Consider the following 16231-nt stretch of genomic DNA (forward strand, 5'->3'; position numbering starts at 1 on the left):
AAGTCCGAGGTGGTCCATCATCGGACCGCCGTTGGGGCGGACAGAAGGAGTGTTTTGTGACGAAGACCACGCAGGCGCCGGCTGAAGAGAAGACTGCGGCGCGGCGGCTGGCGGAGACGTTCACCGCGGAGACCTTGGATTCGCTGATCAAGGATGCGGTGAAATCGGGGTCCGCGATCGACGGTGCGGATGGTTTGCTCAACGAATTGACCAAGGCGGTGCTAGAACGTGCGCTGAATTCGGAGCTGACGCATCATCTTGGGTACGAGTCGGGGGATCCGGCCGGGCGCGGGTCGGGTAATTCCCGCAACGGCTCGACACCGAAAACCGTGGCCACCGTTAATGGCCCGGTCGGTATCAAAGTTCCTCGTGATCGCAACGGATCGTTTGAGCCGGCGATCGTGCCGAAAAAGACCCGCCGGCTTTCCAACATCAATTCCGTTGTGTTGTCCCTGTATTCGCGCGGCATGACCACCCGCGATATCGAAGCCCATCTCGAGGAGGTGTACGGGGCCAGTGTGTCACGGGAATTGATCTCCAATATCACCGAGGTGGTGGTCGATGAGATCAAGGCCTGGCAGGCCCGCCCACTCGAGGAGGTCTATCCGATCCTCTACATCGACGGTTTGCGGCTGCGGATCGGCGACAACGGGGTGATCACCACCAAGGTGGCCTATCTGGCCATTGGGGTGGATCTCGAGGGCCGCAAACATGCCCTGGGCTGCTGGATCCAAGACTCCGAGGGGGCCAAGTTCTGGCAGAAAGTGGTCATCGACCTACGTAACCGCGGGGTGCGTGACATCCTGATCGCCTGCTGCGACGGGCTGACCGGACTGCCGGATGCGATCCGCTCGATTTACCCCGAGACCGTGGTGCAGACCTGTGTGGTGCACGTGATCCGCAACGCGATGCGGTTCGTGTCTTATAAGGATCGCAAGAAGGTGGCCTCGTCCATGCGGGCGATCTACACCGCGCCGACCGTGGATGCCGCCGAGTTGGCACTGAAGGAATTCGATACCGTCTACGGCCAGCAGTACCCTGGGGCGATCGATGTGTGGCGCAATGCCTGGCCCGAATTCGTACCGTTCCTGGATTATCCGGTCGAATTGCGCAAAATCGTCTACACCACCAACGCGATCGAGTCGATCAACTTCCAGCTGCGCAAGATCACCAAAAACCGCGGCCATTTCCCCGACAAAGACGCCGCGATGAAGTTGCTGTATCTCGGGCTGCGCAACATCTCCAGCGAGAGAGGAGGCTATTCAGGCACCGGAACGCCGAACTGGACCATTGCATTGAACACACTCGCCAGGCTCTTCCCGGGGCGAATTCCGTTGTGTTAGAATACAATTCGTAGTCAAATCACCTCTGACTTACACAAAATTCATGACAGGCTCGTGACCGTGAGCATGCGTTCGGGGCGAAAGCGTCGACGACCACGATGTGGCGGCTGATCGATGAGCGGATCGACGCCACGCACCTACCCGGGGTGCGGGCAGCCCGAGCCGCCGCGCGGGCAGCAGCATGGCAAGCCGGAGCCGCCCCCACCGATGAGGGCTGGCTGCACATCGATATCGACGCCACCCTGGTGGTCGATCACTCCGACAACAAGACCGGCGCGGCGGCGACATGGAAGAAAAGCTACGGCCACCATCCACTGCTGGCGTTTCTGGACCGCCCCGAGATCGCCGGAGGGGAAGCCCTGGCCGGGCTGCTGCGCAACGGCAACGCCGGTTCCAACACCGCCAGCGACCACATCATCGTCCTGGAACAGGCACTGACCGCCCTGCCCGCGGCATGGCGGCCCGACCCGCTGAACCCGGACGCGCCGCAGGTGTTGGTGCGCTGCGACACCGCCGGAGCCACCCACAGCTTCGCCGAGGCATGCCGCACCGCCGGAGTCGGGTTCTCCTTCGGCTACCCCGTCGATGCCCGCGTGCAGGACGCCGTGGACACCCTCAACATCGGTCAGTGCTGGTATCCGGCGATCGACACCGACGGCGGTATCCGTGACGGCGCCTGGGTTGCCGAGGCCACACCCCTGGTCAACCTGGCCTCCTGGCCGGCCGGAACCCGGCTTATCCTGCGTAAAGAACGACCCCACCCCGGCGCGCAACTGCGGTTCACCGACGCCGACGGGATGCGGGTCACCGCGTTCATCACCGACACCGAACCCGGCGTCGTACCCGGGCAGGTCGCCGGCCTGGAACTGCGGCACCGCCAGCACGCCCGCGTCGAAGACCGCATCCGTGAACTCAAAGCCACCGGCCTAGGCAACCTGCCGTGTCACTCCTTCTGGGCCAACGCCGCCTGGCTCGAAATCGCCCTGACCGCAGCCGACCTGGTCACCTGGGCCCGCCTGATCGGCTTTCGTAGCCACCCGGCACTGGCCCGCGCCGAAATCGCAACCTTCCGCTACCGAGTCCTGCACACCGCGGCCCGCATCACCCGCGGCGCCCGCCAACTGCGGCTACGTATCGACGCCACCTGGCGCTGGGCCGCAGCGATCGCGACCGCCTGGCACACCATCCGCACCGGCTTCGGATAGAACCCGGCCCACCTGACCCACCGACGATGAAAGACCCACCGGCCCTGGGAACGCCCGTCCCACCCGACGACACGGGACCGACCACCCATGCCACCACACCAAAACCACTACCCACCAACACAACTCGGTGTCAAACCGAGCCCACGCCAATCACTACGAAAAATCGAGGTTAGAGGAACAAAAGCGCCGCGAGCGAGCCCACGCGATCGGGTTGTTCCGTTACCAGCTGATCTGCCCGGCCCTGGATGAGGGGCTATCGAGCAAGCAGCGCGGCAAACTGGTGCGCGAGATCGCCACCACTACCCACACCGACCCGTTCGGCAACCAGACCCGAGTCTCGCGCGAGACGCTGGACCGCTGGATCCGCCGCTACCGCACCGGCGGGTTCGAGGCGCTGGTACCGACACCGCGGCGGCTGGCCGCGCGCACCGATGCCCAGGTGCTGGAGCTAGCAGCCTCGCTCAAGCGGGAAAATCCGGGCCGCACCGTGGCGCAGGTGGCCCGCATCCTGCGCACCGCGACCGGGTGGACGCCCTCAGAGTCGACCCTGCTGCGTCATTTCCACCGACTGGAGTTGACAGGCCCGAATGCCGGTGAAGCCCCGGCGGTGTTCGGCCGGTTCGAGGCCACCGACCCCAACCAGATTTGGGTCGGCGACGCGCTGCACGGGCCACGGGTGGGTGACCGCAAAACTTACCTTTTTGCCTTCCTGGACGATCACTCCCGGCTGGCGGTCGGCTACCGGTTCGGCTTCGCCGAAGACACGGTGCGCCTGGCCGCAGCGTTGCGCCCGGCGCTGGCCGCACGCGGTGTTCCCGGCGGGATTTACGTCGACAACGGCAGCGCCTTCGTCGATGCGTGGCTGCTGCGGGCCTGCGCGAAACTCGGTGTGCGCCTGATCCATTCCCAACCAGGCCGGCCTCAAGGACGGGGCAAGATAGAACGCTGGTTTCGCAGCGTGCGCCAACAGTTCCTCGTCGAGGTCACCGACACCACCAGCGAGGACCTCGCCGCCGCCGGCGTCGATGACGCCACCGCGTTGTTGGAGCTCAACCGGTTGTTCATGGCCTGGGTGGAAACCCAATACCACCGCCGTGTGCATACCGAAACCGGGCAAGCACCGCTGGCGCGGTGGCAGGCCGGCTGGGACCGACTGGGCCGCACCCCGGCCATGCCGGGCGCTGACGCGCTGACCGAGGCGTTCCTGTGGTCGCAATACCGCGTGGTCACCAAGACCGCCACCGTGTCGCTGCACACCAACACCTACCAGGTCGATCCAGTGCTGGTTGGTCGGCGGGTAGAGCTGGTGTTTTGCCCATTCGACCTGGAAACCATCGAGGTCCGCTACCACGACAAGTCCTATGGGAAAGCCCTGCCGCACAAGATCTCCCGCCACACCCACCCGAAAGCCAAACCCGAAACACCCGAGCCCGAGCCGCCGGCGGCGACCGGGATCGACTATCTGACGTTGACCGCGGCCGCCCACGACGAGCAGCTGCGCCGCGACGAACGCATCGGGTATCACGCCCTTTACGGCGATGACAGCGAAATCCCCGGCCAGCTATCCATCGACGACATCGAAAACAACATCGACTCACAAGGAGAGACGTCGGCATGAGTATTCAACGGCTGCAATCACATTGGGGATTCACTCGGATGCCGTTCGGGCGTGACCTGGCACCGAGCATGCTGCACCGCCATAGCGGCCACGGTGAGGCGGTCGCCCGCATCAGCTGGTGTGTGGACCAGCACGCGATCGGGGTGATCACCGGCGAGGTCGGCGCAGGCAAGACCGTAGCCGTGCGGGCTACCACCGCCAGCCTGGATCCGTCCCGCCACATATTCATCTACCTGGCCAACCCCACCGTCGGAGTGCGCGGCATGCTGACCCACGTCGTGGCCACCCTCGGGCACACCCCGGCCTTCCACCGCTCCGTCCTAACGCCACAAGCCGCTGAAGCGCTGGCCACCGAACACGCCGAACGAGGCCGCAACCCCGTCCTGGTCGTCGACGAAGCCCACCTCTTGGACAACCATCAGCTCGAAGCGATCCGGCTGTTAACGAACCACGACATGGACTCTGGATCGCCCTTCGCGGTCATCCTGATCGGCCAACCCAGCCTGCGCCAGCGACTGCGGCTGGGCGTGCTCGCCGGACTGGACCAGCGCATCGCCGTGCGCTATCACATCGGCGGGATGAACGGCGCCGACACCGCTGACTACATTCGCCACCACTGCAAAATCTCCGGACGAGCCGACACCCTGTTCTCCGAAGACGCCATCGGGCTGATCCACAACGCCTCGCGCGGTCACCCCCGCGCAGTCAACAACCTGGCCCTGCACGCACTGACCGCCGCGTTCGCCGCCGATCACAGCATCGTCGACGAAAAGGCAGCACGCATCGCCATCACCGAAACCGCCACGGATTGAACCCAGTCCGCATCAACCCGACCACCACCGCGTCAGCCCGGCGACAACGCCGTCAACACGCCCACAACGGCCCCGCTCAGCATGCCGAGCGGGGCCGTTCGCCTTATCGGATCGCTTCAATCCCAATGACGCCGTCATCGTCATCCTGAATGACGCTCAACACGTGGTCGGCGATTTCGAAGATGGGTGCCTTTGGTCCTTGTCCAGCGCGACGATCGTCTTGGAAGTTTGCCTGCCCGCGCGGTGCTCGATGGCCCCGAAACCCAGCGGATGTAGAGCTGGGGCCGACACCGTCTTGCCGGTCTGGCTCACCTGGAACTGGCCCGGGTAACAGCCGGGAATCGACCACGGCGCCCCGCCAGCACGACGGGCGATACCTAATTCCCAATTGAGCATTGAGAACACGTGTCAAAGTGCTGGTCGCGGTGGGGCTTCTCGGTGGATTTGATGAGCGCGACTCCCTTTGAGATGGACCGCAGCGGGATTGGGCAGGCGTCGCCACGCTATCGCCTTTGAGGCGATCAGCGTCACTGGGCGTGTTGGATTGTGGGTGTGGTGTCGGGGTTTTGTGGGGGTGTTGGTTGTGGTTGGTGACTGTGGGTGGGGGTTGGGGTTGTGGTGTTGTACAGGTGTTGAGTGTGGCGGGGGGGTGGGGGTGGTGGTCGCGCAAAGGGTGCGCTGAAATGCGCGGGCTGGGGTGGTGGGGGTCGTAGGGTGTGTTCGTCGTTGTCGGTGGCTGTGGGCTGCGCGTCATCGGGCCGGTATCGGCCCGGGGGTGGTGGCCGGTCTGGTGGGAGGGTTGTCATGTCGTCGTTTGTGGTGGTGTCTCCGCAGGTGGTGTTGGCGGCGGCGGCGGATTTGTCGGTGTTGGGGTCGACGATCAGTGCGGCCAGCGCGGCGGCGGCAAGCGCGACGACAGCGGTGGCTAGTGCGGCACAGGATGAGGTGTCGGCGGCGATCGCGGGGTTGTTTTCTGAGCATGGGCGCCAGTATCAGGTGTTGGCGGGGCGGGTGGCGGGGTTTCATGAGCAGTTCAGCGCGGTGTTGGCCGCCAGCGCGGGGGGGTATGCGGGCGCGGAGGCTTCCGCGGCGCAGAGCCTGCTGGATGCGGTGAACGCCTCGAGTGTGGCGGTGACGGGGCGGGCGTTGATCGGCAACGGCGCCAACGGGGCCAGTGGTGGGGTGGGTCAGGCCGGTGGTGATGGCGGCTGGTTGTTCGGTAGCGGCGGCAATGGGGGTAGTAGCAGTGATGCGGGCACACCCGGGGGTGCGGGCGGGTCGGCGGGGTTGATCGGCAACGGCGGGGCTGGTGGGACCGGGGGGGCCGGCGGGGTTGGGGGGGCCGGGGGGCGCGGTGGCTGGGTGTGGGGTTCGGGTGGGGCCGGTGGGGCCGGGGGCAGCGTGACCACGAGCGGGGGTAGTGGGGGTGCGGGTGGGGCCGGTGGGTATGCCCCGTTGTGGGGTCATGGCGGTGCGGGTGGGGCTGGTGGGGCCGGGGGTAACGGGTTTGGTGGGGCCGGTGGGGCCGGTGGGCGCGGCGGGGTGGTCTATGGCGCCGGTGGGGCTGGTGGGGCCGGCGGGGCCGGGGATGCCACCAGCGGTGGTGGTGGGGCTGGTGGGGCCGGTGGAGCGGCCCCGTTGTGGGGTGGCGGTGGTGACGGGGGCGCTGGCGGGGTGGGTGGCGGCGATGGGGGGCACGGCGGTGCCGGGGGCCGGCTGGTGGGTGGTGGAGGCGCCGGCGGCGACGGTGGGGTGATCGGTGGGGCCGGGGCCTCCGGCGGCGCCGGTGGTGATGGTGGCGCGGCGGGAGTGTTCGGGGCTGGGGGGGCCGGCGGGGCCGGCGGGGCCAATACCGGCGGGGTCGGCGGTGTTGGTGGGGGTGGTGGTGAGGGTGGGCGTGGTGGCTGGCTGTACGGCAATGGTGGGGTCGGTGGTGGTGGCGGGGGTGCGGATCTGGTCACCGGGGCCGGCGGGGCCGGCGGGGCCGGTGGGGCCGCGGTGGTGTGGGGGGCCGGCGGGGTCGGCGGGGCCGGTGGTGGTGGTGGGGGGATCGGCGGGGCCGGCGGGCGCGGCGGGCTGCTGTATGGGCCGGGCGGGGCCGGCGGTGGCGGTGGGGACGCCGGGGGTGCGGGGGCCTCCGGCGGTGCGGGTGGCGGTGGTGGGGGTGCGGGGTTGATCGGGTCCGGTGGGGCCGGTGGGGCCGGGGGGTCTGACCTGGACGGGGCCGGCGGGGCCGGCGGGCAGGGCGGGCAGGGCGGATTGCTGTACGGCCCGGGCGGGGCCGGCGGCGCTGGCGGCGCCGGTGGCGCGGGCGGGGCCTCCGGTGGGGCCGGTGGTCGTGGTGGGGCCGCGGGGTTGATCGGGGCCGGGGGGGCCGGCGGGGCCGGAGGAGCTGATCTGGACGGCACCGGCGGTGCCGGCGGCCGCGGCGGGCACGGCGGCTGGCTGTACGGCAACGGCGGGGCCGGCGGCACCGGCGGTGTCGGCGATACGGGCAGCGGCAGCGGGGGCAGTGGTGGGGCCGGTGGGGCCGGTGGGGACGCCGGATTGTTCGGTGATGGCGGTAACGGTGGCCGCGGCGGCGCCGGCGCCACCGGCGGGGGCGGCGGCACCGGGGGGGCCGGCGCGGTCTTGATCGGCGATGGCGGCGCCGGTGGGGCCGGCGGGGCCGGTAACGGCATCGATGGTGCCGGCGGGGCCGGCGGCGCCGGCGGTAACACCACCCTGATCGGGTCCGGGGGGGCCGGTGGTGGGGGCGGCGGCTACGGCGGTGACGGCGGCCGCGGCGGCGATGCCGGGCTGTTGATCGGTAACGGCGGTGCCGGCGGTGTCGGGGCGGCCGGCTACGACGGGACCACCGCGACCGCCGGCGGGGCCGGTGGGGACGGCGCGAACGGTGGGGATGGCGGGGCCGGCGGGGCCGCGGGGTTGATCGGGCTCGGCGGCCACGGCGGGGCCGGCGGCACCGGCGGGATCGGCGGGGCCGGCGGTGACGCTACGACCGCCGGTGGCACCGGTGGGGACGGCGGCACCGGCGGTACCGGCGGGGCCGGGGGTGCCGGGGGCAAAGCGGTGATCGGGATCGCCGGTAACGGCGGCACCGCCGGTAACGGCGGCACCGGCGGGGCTGGTGGGGCCGGTGGGGCCGGTGCCAGCAGCGACGGCGGTGACGGCGGTAACGGCGGCACCGGCGGTGTCGCCGGGACTGGGGGGGCGGCCGGGGCCGGCTGGGGCGCCCACACCGGCACCACCGGTGTCGGCGGCACCGGCGGGGCCGGTGGTAACGGCGGGACCGGGGATAACGGCGCGGCCGGCGCGACCGCGGCCACCGGCGGTGACGGCTACCACGGTGGGGCCGGCGGCACCGGCGGGGCCGGTGGTGCGGCCGGGGCCGGCGGCACCAACGGTAACGGCGGCACCGGCGGCAGCGGCGGGGCCGGCGGGCTCGGCGGTAACGGCGGGGCCGGTAACAACAGCAACGGCGGCAACGGCGGCACCGGCGGGGTTGGCGGGGCCGCCGGTGCCGGTGGGGCGGCCGGCACCGGCACCGGTAGCGCCGGCAGTGCCGGGAACGCCGGTATCGGCGGCCAAGGCGGGGCTGGTGGTAACGGCGGGACCGGGGATAACGGCGCGGCCGGCGCGGCCGCGACCACCGGCGGTGACGGCTACGCGGGCGGGGCCGGCGGGGCTGGCGGGGCGGGTGGGGCCGCCGGGGCCGGCGGCACCAACGGCAACGGCGGCACCGGCGGTAACGGCGCCACCGGCGGTGTCGGCGGCAACGGCGGTGACGGCGTCAACAGCAACGGCGGAAACGGCGGTAACGGCGGGGTTGGCGGGGCCGCCGGTAACGGTGGGGCGGCCGGCACCGGCGCCGGCAGCGCCGGTGTCGCCGGCAACGCCGGTATCGGCGGCACCGGCGGGGCTGGCGGTAACGGCGGGACCGGCGATAACGGCGCCGACGGGGCCACCGCGACCGCCGGCGGTGACGGCTACGCGGGCGGGGCCGGCGGGGCCGGCGGGGCGGGTGGTGCCGCCGGGGCCGGCGGCACCAACGGCAACGGCGGCCAAGGCGGCAACGGCGCCACCGGCGGTGTCGGCGGCACCGGCGGCAACGGCGCCAACAGCAACGGCGGTAACGGCGGCACCGGCGGCACCGGCGGAGCCGCCGGTAACGGTGGGGCCGCCGGCACCGGCGTCGGCAGCGCGGGTGTCGCCGGTAACGCCGGTGTCGGCGGCCACGGCGGCAACGGTGGTGATGGCGGGACCGGCGATAACGGCGCCGACGGTGCCACCGCGGCCACCGGCGGTGACGGCTACAACGGCGGTAACGGCGGGGCTGGCGGTGCTGGCGGGGCCGCCGGGGCCGGCGGCACCAACGGCAACGGCGGCCAAGGCGGCAACGGCGCCGCCGCCGGCAACGGCGGCACCGGCGGCAACGGCAACAACAGCAACGGCGGAAACGGCGGCAACGGCGGGGCTGGCGGCAACGCGGGCAATGGTGGGGCCGCCGGCAGCGGTGCCGGTAGCGCCGGTGTCGCCGGCAACGCCGGCATCGGCGGCCAAGGCGGTAACGGTGGTGATGGCGGGACCGGGGATAACGGCGCCGACGGGGCCACCGCAACCGCCGGCGGTGACGGCTACGCGGGTGGGGCCGGCGGGGCTGGCGGGGCTGGTGGGGCGGCCGGGGCCGGCGGCACCAACGGCAACGGCGGTCAAGGCGGCAACGGCGCCGCCGCCGGCAACGGCGGTGACGGCGGCAACGGCGCCAACAGCAACGGCGGTAACGGCGGTAACGGCGGCACCGGCGGAGCCGCCGGTGATGGTGGGGCCGCCGGCGCCGGCACCGGTAGCGCCGGTGTCGCCGGCAACGCCGGCACCGGCGGCCAAGGCGGTAACGGTGGTGATGGCGGGACCGGGGATAACGGCGCCGCCGGGGCCACCGCGGCCGCCGGCGGTGACGGCTACGCGGGTGGGGCCGGCGGGGCTGGCGGTGCGGGCGGGGCGGCCGGGGCCGGCGGCACCAACGGCAACGGCGGCCAAGGCGGCAACGGCGCCGCCGCCGGCAACGGCGGTGACGGTGGTGACGGTGACAACAGCGCCGGCGGCAACGGCGGAGCCGGCGGGGCTGGTGGGGTCGGTGGTAGCGGTGGGGCCGCCGGCGCCGGCACCGGTAGCGCGGGTGTCGGCGGTAACGCCGGCAACGGTGGCCACGGCGGGGCGGGTGGTAAGGGAGGCGCCGGCGCCGACGGCGCGATCGCCGGCTTCGACGGCGGCAACGCCGGTAACGGCGGTGCCGGCGGGGCCGGCGGGGCCGGTGGTGCCGGCATCGGCGGCAGCGGCGGCGGCAGCGGTGGCCAAGGCGGCGACGCCGGCGCCGGCGGGGCCGCCGGTCAAGGCGGCATCGCCTTCGGCACGGGCCCCGGCGGTAACGGCGGCACCGGCGGCCAAGGCGGTACCGGCGGTGCCGGTGGCGCCGGCACCGACGGGGGTGCCGGCGGCGCCGGTGGTACCGCCGCTATCGGCGGCAACGGCGGTAATGGTGGTGAGTCGATTGCTGGTGACGGCGGGGCCGGCGGCGATGCCGGCGCCGGCGGGGCCGGCGGTGACGGCGGCACCGGCAACGGCGGCGGGGCCGGAGGTAACGCTGCGTCCGGCGGCACCGGCGGTAGCGGCGGTGCCGGCACCTTCGCCGGCGGTGCCGGCGGGGCCGGCGGGGCTGGCGGGGCCGGTGGCAGCGCCACAGCTAGCGACAACGCCGGTGGAGGGGGTAACGGCGGGGCTGGCGGCGCCGGCGGCAACGGCACCACCGGCGGTGACGGCGGAACCGCCGGCACCGGCGGGGCCGGCGGGGCATCCTTTGGCAGCGGTGATGCCGGCAACGGCGGCACCGGAGGCCTCGGCGGCAACGGTGGGGGCTTTGTGACCAGCGTTGGCGGCAAGGGCGGGGCCGGCGGGGCCGGCGGGGCCGGCGGGGCATCCTTTGGCAGCGGTAATGCCGGCAACGGCGGCAACGGCGGCAACGGGGGCACCGGCGCCGATACTGTCACCGCTGGCGCCGGCGGCAACGGCGGCGACGCCGGCGGCGGCGGCAGCGCCGCCGGCACCGGCAACGCCGGTGACGGCGGCAACGGCGGCAACGGCGGCAACGGCGGCGACGGCGACAGCAGTACCGGCATAGGAGCCGACGGCGGCAACGGCGGCAACGGCGGGTCGGCCGGCGCCGCCGGGACCGCGACCGGCGGCGGATCCAACGGCACTGCGGGCACCGGCGGCACCGGCGGCAACGGCGGTAACGGCACCGTAGGCCTAGACGGCACCGACGCCGCTAGCGGCACCGGCGCGAACGGGGGTGACGGGGGTGACGGCGGTGCCGGCGGCGCCGGCGGCACCGGCGGGGCGGCCAACGGCGGCATCGCCGGCAGCGGCGGCAACGGCGGCAACGGCGCCGACGGAGGCAAGGGTGGTGCCGGAGGCAGCGGCAGCGACGGCAGCAGCTCCACCAGCGGTGTCGGCGGTGACGGTACAGCTGGCGGTGCCGGCGGTAACGGCGGCAATGGTGGCGCGGCCGGTGCCGGTGGGGCCGCCGGCAGCGGCGGTGGCGGCAGTGCGGGCGTCAACGGCACCGCCGGTGACGGCGGCGCCGGCGGCAAAGGTGGTGCCGGCGGCAACGGCGGCACCGGCGGACAAGATTCTTCTTCTTTTGCTGGCTTGGACGGCGGCACCGGCGGCAACGGCGGGGCCGGTGGCCAAGGCGGTGCTGGTGGCGCCGGCATCGGCGGTAGCGGCGGCGGCACCGGCGGCCAAGGCGGCGATGCCGGTGCCGCCGGCACGGGCGGCGCCGGCGGTAACGGTGCCGCCGGTGCCGACGGCACTAGCTCCACCAGCGGTGATGGCACCGCCGGCGGTGATGGCACCGCCGGCGGCGACGGCGGGGCCGGCGGGGCCGGCGGGGCCGCCGGCGCCGGTGGGGCCGCTGGTAGTGGTGGTGGCAGCGCGGGCGCCAACGGTACCGCCAGCGACGGCGGCAAGGGCGGTACCGGCGGCCAAGGCGGCGCCGGCGGCGCCGGCGGCGATGGTTCGCTGGCCGGCTCCGACGGCGGCACCGCCGGTGCCGGCGGGGCCGGCGGCCAAGGCGGTGCCGGTGGCGCCGGCATCAGCGGCAGCGGTGGCGGGGCCGGTGGCCAAGGCGGCGATGCCGGCGCCGGCGGCGCCGGCGGCCAAGGCGGCACCTCCTTCGGCACGGGCCCCGGCGGTGCCGGCGGCAGCGGCGGCCAAGGCGGCCAAGGCGGTGCCGGTGGCGCCGGCACCGATGGGGGTAGCGGCGGTGCCGGTGGTAGCGCCGCCACCGGCGGCAACGGCGGTACCGGCGGCGCCGGTGCCGGCGCCTTCGCTGATGGCGGCAAAGGCGGCAGCGGCGGCAGCGGTGGTAGCGGCGGTGCCGGCGGCGCCGGTAACGGCGGCGGCAACGGCGGGGCCGGCGGCGCCGGCAACAACGGCGGCACCGGCGGCACCGGCGGCACCGCCTCGGGCGGCACCGGCGGCGATGCCGGCAACGGAGGCACCGGCGGCAACGGCGGCATAGGCGGTGATGCCTCCAGCGGCGCAGGCACCGGCGGCACCGGCGGCACCGCAGGCAACGGCGGCGCCGGCGGCACCGCCGGCACCGGCAACGGTGACGGCACCGGCGGTGCCGGCGGCGACGGCGGCAACGGCGGCACCGGCGGTAACACCGCAGGCAGCGGCAACGCCGGTGACGGCGGCACCGGCGGCACCGGCGGCACCGGCACCGACGGCACCGACGGCGGCAACGGCGGCGCCGGCGGCAACGGCACCGACGGCGGCAACGGCGGCGCCGGCGGCAATGGCGGCAACGCCACAGGCGCCGGCAACGCCGGCAACGGCGGCACCGGCGGCACCGGCGGCCAAGGCGGTGGCGGCGGCACCGGCACCGATGACAGCGGCGGCGCCGGCGGCACCGGTGGCCAAGGCGGCGCCGGTGGCAGCGGCGGCAGCGGCGGCACCGCCTCAGGTGCCGGCAGCGGCGGCACCGGCGGCAACGGCGGCCAAGGCGGCACCGGCGGCAACGGCGGCAGCGGCGCCGATGGCAGCAGCAGCACCGGAGGCACCGGCGGCGACGGGACCGCCGGCGGAAGTGGAGGCAACGGTGGTGCGGGCGGCGCCGCCGGCGCGGGCGGTGCCGCCAGCGGCGGCAGCGCCGGCGCCAACGGCACCGGCGGCACCGGCGGCCAAGGCGGTGACGGCGCCACCGGCGGCAACGGCGGCAACGGCGGCAACGACGTTGTCCCCTGGTTCGGCGGCAACGGCGGCAGCGGCGGCCACGGCGGCACCGGCGGCGCCGGCGGCGCCGGCATCAACGGCGCCGGCGGCGGCACCGGCGGTAAAGGCGGCGAAGCGGGCACCGGCGGCAACGGCGGCAACGGCGGCACCGGCGGCGGCGGTATTGGCGGCACCGGCGGCGACGGCGGCACCGGCGGCCAGGGTGGACAGGGCGGTGCTGGCGGCGGTGTTGGCGGTGCTGGCACCAATGGTGGTACCGGCGGCCAAGGCGGCACCGGCGGCGACGGCGCCGACGGCTCCAGCACCGCCGGCACCGGCGGCAGCGGTTTCACCGGCGGCACCGGCGGCAACGGCGGCAACGGCGGTGCCGCAGGCGCTGGCGGGGCCGCCGGGACCGGTAGCGGCGGCACCGCGGGCGCCAACGGCGCCGGCGGCACCGGCGGCCAAGGTGGCGACGGCGGCAACGGCGGCAACGGCGCCGAAGGCGCCGAAGGCGCCGATACTGGCTGGAGCGGCGGCACAAGCGGCTGGGGCGGCAACGGCGGTAACGGCGGCGACGGCGGTGCCGGCATCAACGGCGCCGGAGGCGGCAACGGCGGTAACGCCGGCACCGGCGGCAACGCCGGCACCGGCGGCACCGGCGGCACCGGCGATATAGGCGATGGCGGCACCGGCGGCGACGGCGGCAACGGCGGCAACGGCGGCACCGGCGGAAACGGCACAGACGGCGGCGACGGCGGCAGTGGTGGCCAAGCCGGCACCGGCGGCAACGGCGGCAATGCCGGCAAAGGCGGCGGCCACTTTGCCTCCGGCGGCAACGGCGGCAACGCCGGCAACGGCGGCAATGGCGGCGCCGGCGGCCACGCATCAGGCAGCACCGGCAACGGCGGCGCCGGCGGCCAAGGTGGCCAAGGCGGAACCGGCGGAAACGGCAACGAGGGCGACCTCGGCATGGGCGATGGCGGCAACGGCGGCGCCGCTGGTGCCGGGGGCGCAGGAGGCAGCGGCGGCAACGGCGGCACTGACGACGGCGCCGGAGGCAACGGCGGCGATGGAGGCCAAGGCGGCACCGGCGGAAACGGCGAGGATGGCGATATCTCCGGTGCCGTTGGCGGGTCCGCCGGCACCGGCGGAAGCGGTGGTGACGGCGGCAACGGCGGAACGGGCAATGGCACCGGCGCCGGCGGCAAGGGAGGCGCCGGCGGCACCGGTGGCTCGGCCGGCTCTACGGGCGCTGCCAATTACGAGGGAGAGGGCACGACCGGCTCCAGCGGAGGTGCCGGCGGCAACGGCGGCGCCGGCGGTGCCTCCTCTGGGAGCGGTAACGGCGGCGACGGCGGGGCCGGCGGGAACGCCGGCGCATCCAGTACAGGCGCCCAGAACACCAACCCCCTGGACGGCTTCGGCGGTGTCGGTGGCAGTGGCGCGACTGGCGGCGCCGGCGGCGCCGGGGGCAACGCCACCGGCACGGGCAATGGCGGGGCCGGCGGCAACGGCGGCAACGGCGCCAACGGCGGCGACGGGGGCCTTGCCAGCGGTCAGGACAACAGTTTCGCCGGTGACGCCGGCACCGGCGGCACCGGAGGCAAAGGAGGGGCCGGCGGCACTGCCTCCAGCGGGGTCGGCGGCGGCGGAGGTACCGGCGGCAACGGCGGTGCTGGCGGCACCGGTGGTTCCTACACTGGCAACAACCCACAAGTTACCGGCGGCGACGGCGGCGCGGCCGGCGACGGCGGTGACGGCGGCGACGGTGGCACCGGCGGGGGAGGAAACGGCGTCGGTGGCAAAGGCGGCAACGGCGGCAACGGCGGCGACGGCGCCGCCGGCATCGACGGCACCGGCACCATCGGGGCGAACGCGAGCGGCAGCGGCAGCGGGGGCAACGGAGGCAACGGCGGCGCGGGTGGCAGCAACGGCGGCAACGGAGGCAACGGAGGCAACGGAGGCAACGGCATCGACGGCTTCACTGGCACCGTTACCAGCGACACCGGCGGCAACGGCGGCTGGGGCGGCAACGGCGGCAACGGCGGCAACGGCGGCAACGGCGGCAGCGGCGGCGGCAGCGGCGGCAACGGCGGCAACGGCGGCACCGCCGGCAACGGCGGCAACGGCGTCGGCGGCACCACCAATGCTCATGGAAGTACTGGCGCCAACGGCGGCAACGGCGGCAACGGCGGCAACGGCGGCGCCGGTACCGGGACCGGCACCGGCGGCAACGGCGGCTCTGGAGGCAAGGCCGGCACCGGCGGCAATTCCGAACAGTCGTACGACACTTCTATTCCTGGTCCCGACGGAGGCAGCGGCGGCAACGGCGGCAACGGCGGTGCCGGTGGCGGCTCAGAAAGCGGCAACGCCGGCAACGGCGGCGACGGCGCCGACGGCGGAGCCGCCGGCAATGGCGGCTTAAGCAGCGAAACAACGAGCACCGCCGGCGGTGCCGGCGGTGCCGGCGGTAACGGCGGTAACGGCGGTGCCGGCGGCGCCGGAGGCGACTCCTCCAACGGCGGAAACGGCGGTGCCGGCGGTGCCGGCGCTAACGGCGGCGACGCCGGTGACGGCGCCGGCTCCTTCGACGCCAATGCCGGCGGTAACGGCGGTAACGGTGGCGCCGGCGGTGCCGGCGGTAACGGCGGTAACGCCTCTTCTGTCGGTGGCGTCGGCGGCGCCGGCGGCAACGGCGGCACCGGCGGGAACGCCGGCAACGGCGGTGACGGCACTGAGGTAGGCGAAGGCAACGGCGGCGACGGCGGTACCGGCGGTAACGGCGGCAACGGCGGCAACTTCGGCGGCGGCGGCGACGGCGGTACCGGCGGCGGCGGCGGTGCCGGCGGTACCGCCGGTTCCGGCGGTACGGACGGCGTCCACGGCTCCGCCGGGACTGATGGGGAGCACGGCTCGTGATCGTGTCCTTGCAGGTGATCCAGCGGTGGTGAGGAGTTGTTCACCCGGTTCGCT

General features: G+C 74.1%; 4 protein-coding genes and 2 pseudogenes. 5 read left to right on the forward strand and 1 reads right to left on the reverse strand.

Annotation, left to right across the window (positions count from 1 at the left end):
* Positions 1–107 precede the first annotated feature (107 nt).
* The 4 genes and pseudogenes from AADZ78_RS27505 to AADZ78_RS27520 all read left to right on the forward strand — a co-directional run bounded on the left by AADZ78_RS27505 (position 108) and on the right by AADZ78_RS27520 (position 4978).
* Entirely contained in the window at positions 108–1343 is a 1236-nt protein-coding gene (locus AADZ78_RS27505) for an IS256 family transposase (RefSeq protein WP_204081902.1), read from the forward strand.
* Between the two features lie 56 nt (positions 1344–1399).
* Positions 1400–2548, forward strand: a pseudogene (locus AADZ78_RS27510) (IS1380 family transposase); the annotation flags it as partial.
* Positions 2549–2675: 127 nt separating this feature from the next.
* A complete protein-coding gene (locus AADZ78_RS27515; RefSeq protein ID WP_085252376.1) occupies positions 2676–4166 on the forward strand; it encodes a DDE-type integrase/transposase/recombinase in 1491 nt (496 codons plus the stop codon).
* On the forward strand, positions 4163–4978 hold the full coding sequence (locus AADZ78_RS27520) for an ExeA family protein (protein ID WP_085252377.1): 816 nt from the start codon (positions 4163–4165) through the stop codon (positions 4976–4978). Before AADZ78_RS27515 ends, AADZ78_RS27520 begins: the two co-directional genes overlap by 4 nt.
* 163 nt (positions 4979–5141) lie before the next feature.
* On the opposite strand, the pseudogene AADZ78_RS27525 reads toward AADZ78_RS27520, so the two are convergent.
* Positions 5142–5314 (reverse strand): annotated as a pseudogene (locus tag AADZ78_RS27525) (electron transfer flavoprotein subunit alpha/FixB family protein); the annotation flags it as partial.
* Between the two features lie 468 nt (positions 5315–5782).
* Here AADZ78_RS27525 and AADZ78_RS27530 point away from each other — a divergent pair.
* The gene (locus AADZ78_RS27530; protein ID WP_341343653.1) at positions 5783–16177 is read left to right on the forward strand and encodes a PE family protein; all 10395 of its coding nucleotides are present in this window, start codon (positions 5783–5785) and stop codon (positions 16175–16177) included.
* The last annotated feature ends 54 nt before the right edge of the window (positions 16178–16231 follow it).

This window comes from Mycobacterium riyadhense (assembly GCF_963853645.1).
In the GTDB taxonomy this organism is placed as follows: Bacteria; Actinomycetota; Actinomycetes; order Mycobacteriales; family Mycobacteriaceae; genus Mycobacterium; species Mycobacterium riyadhense.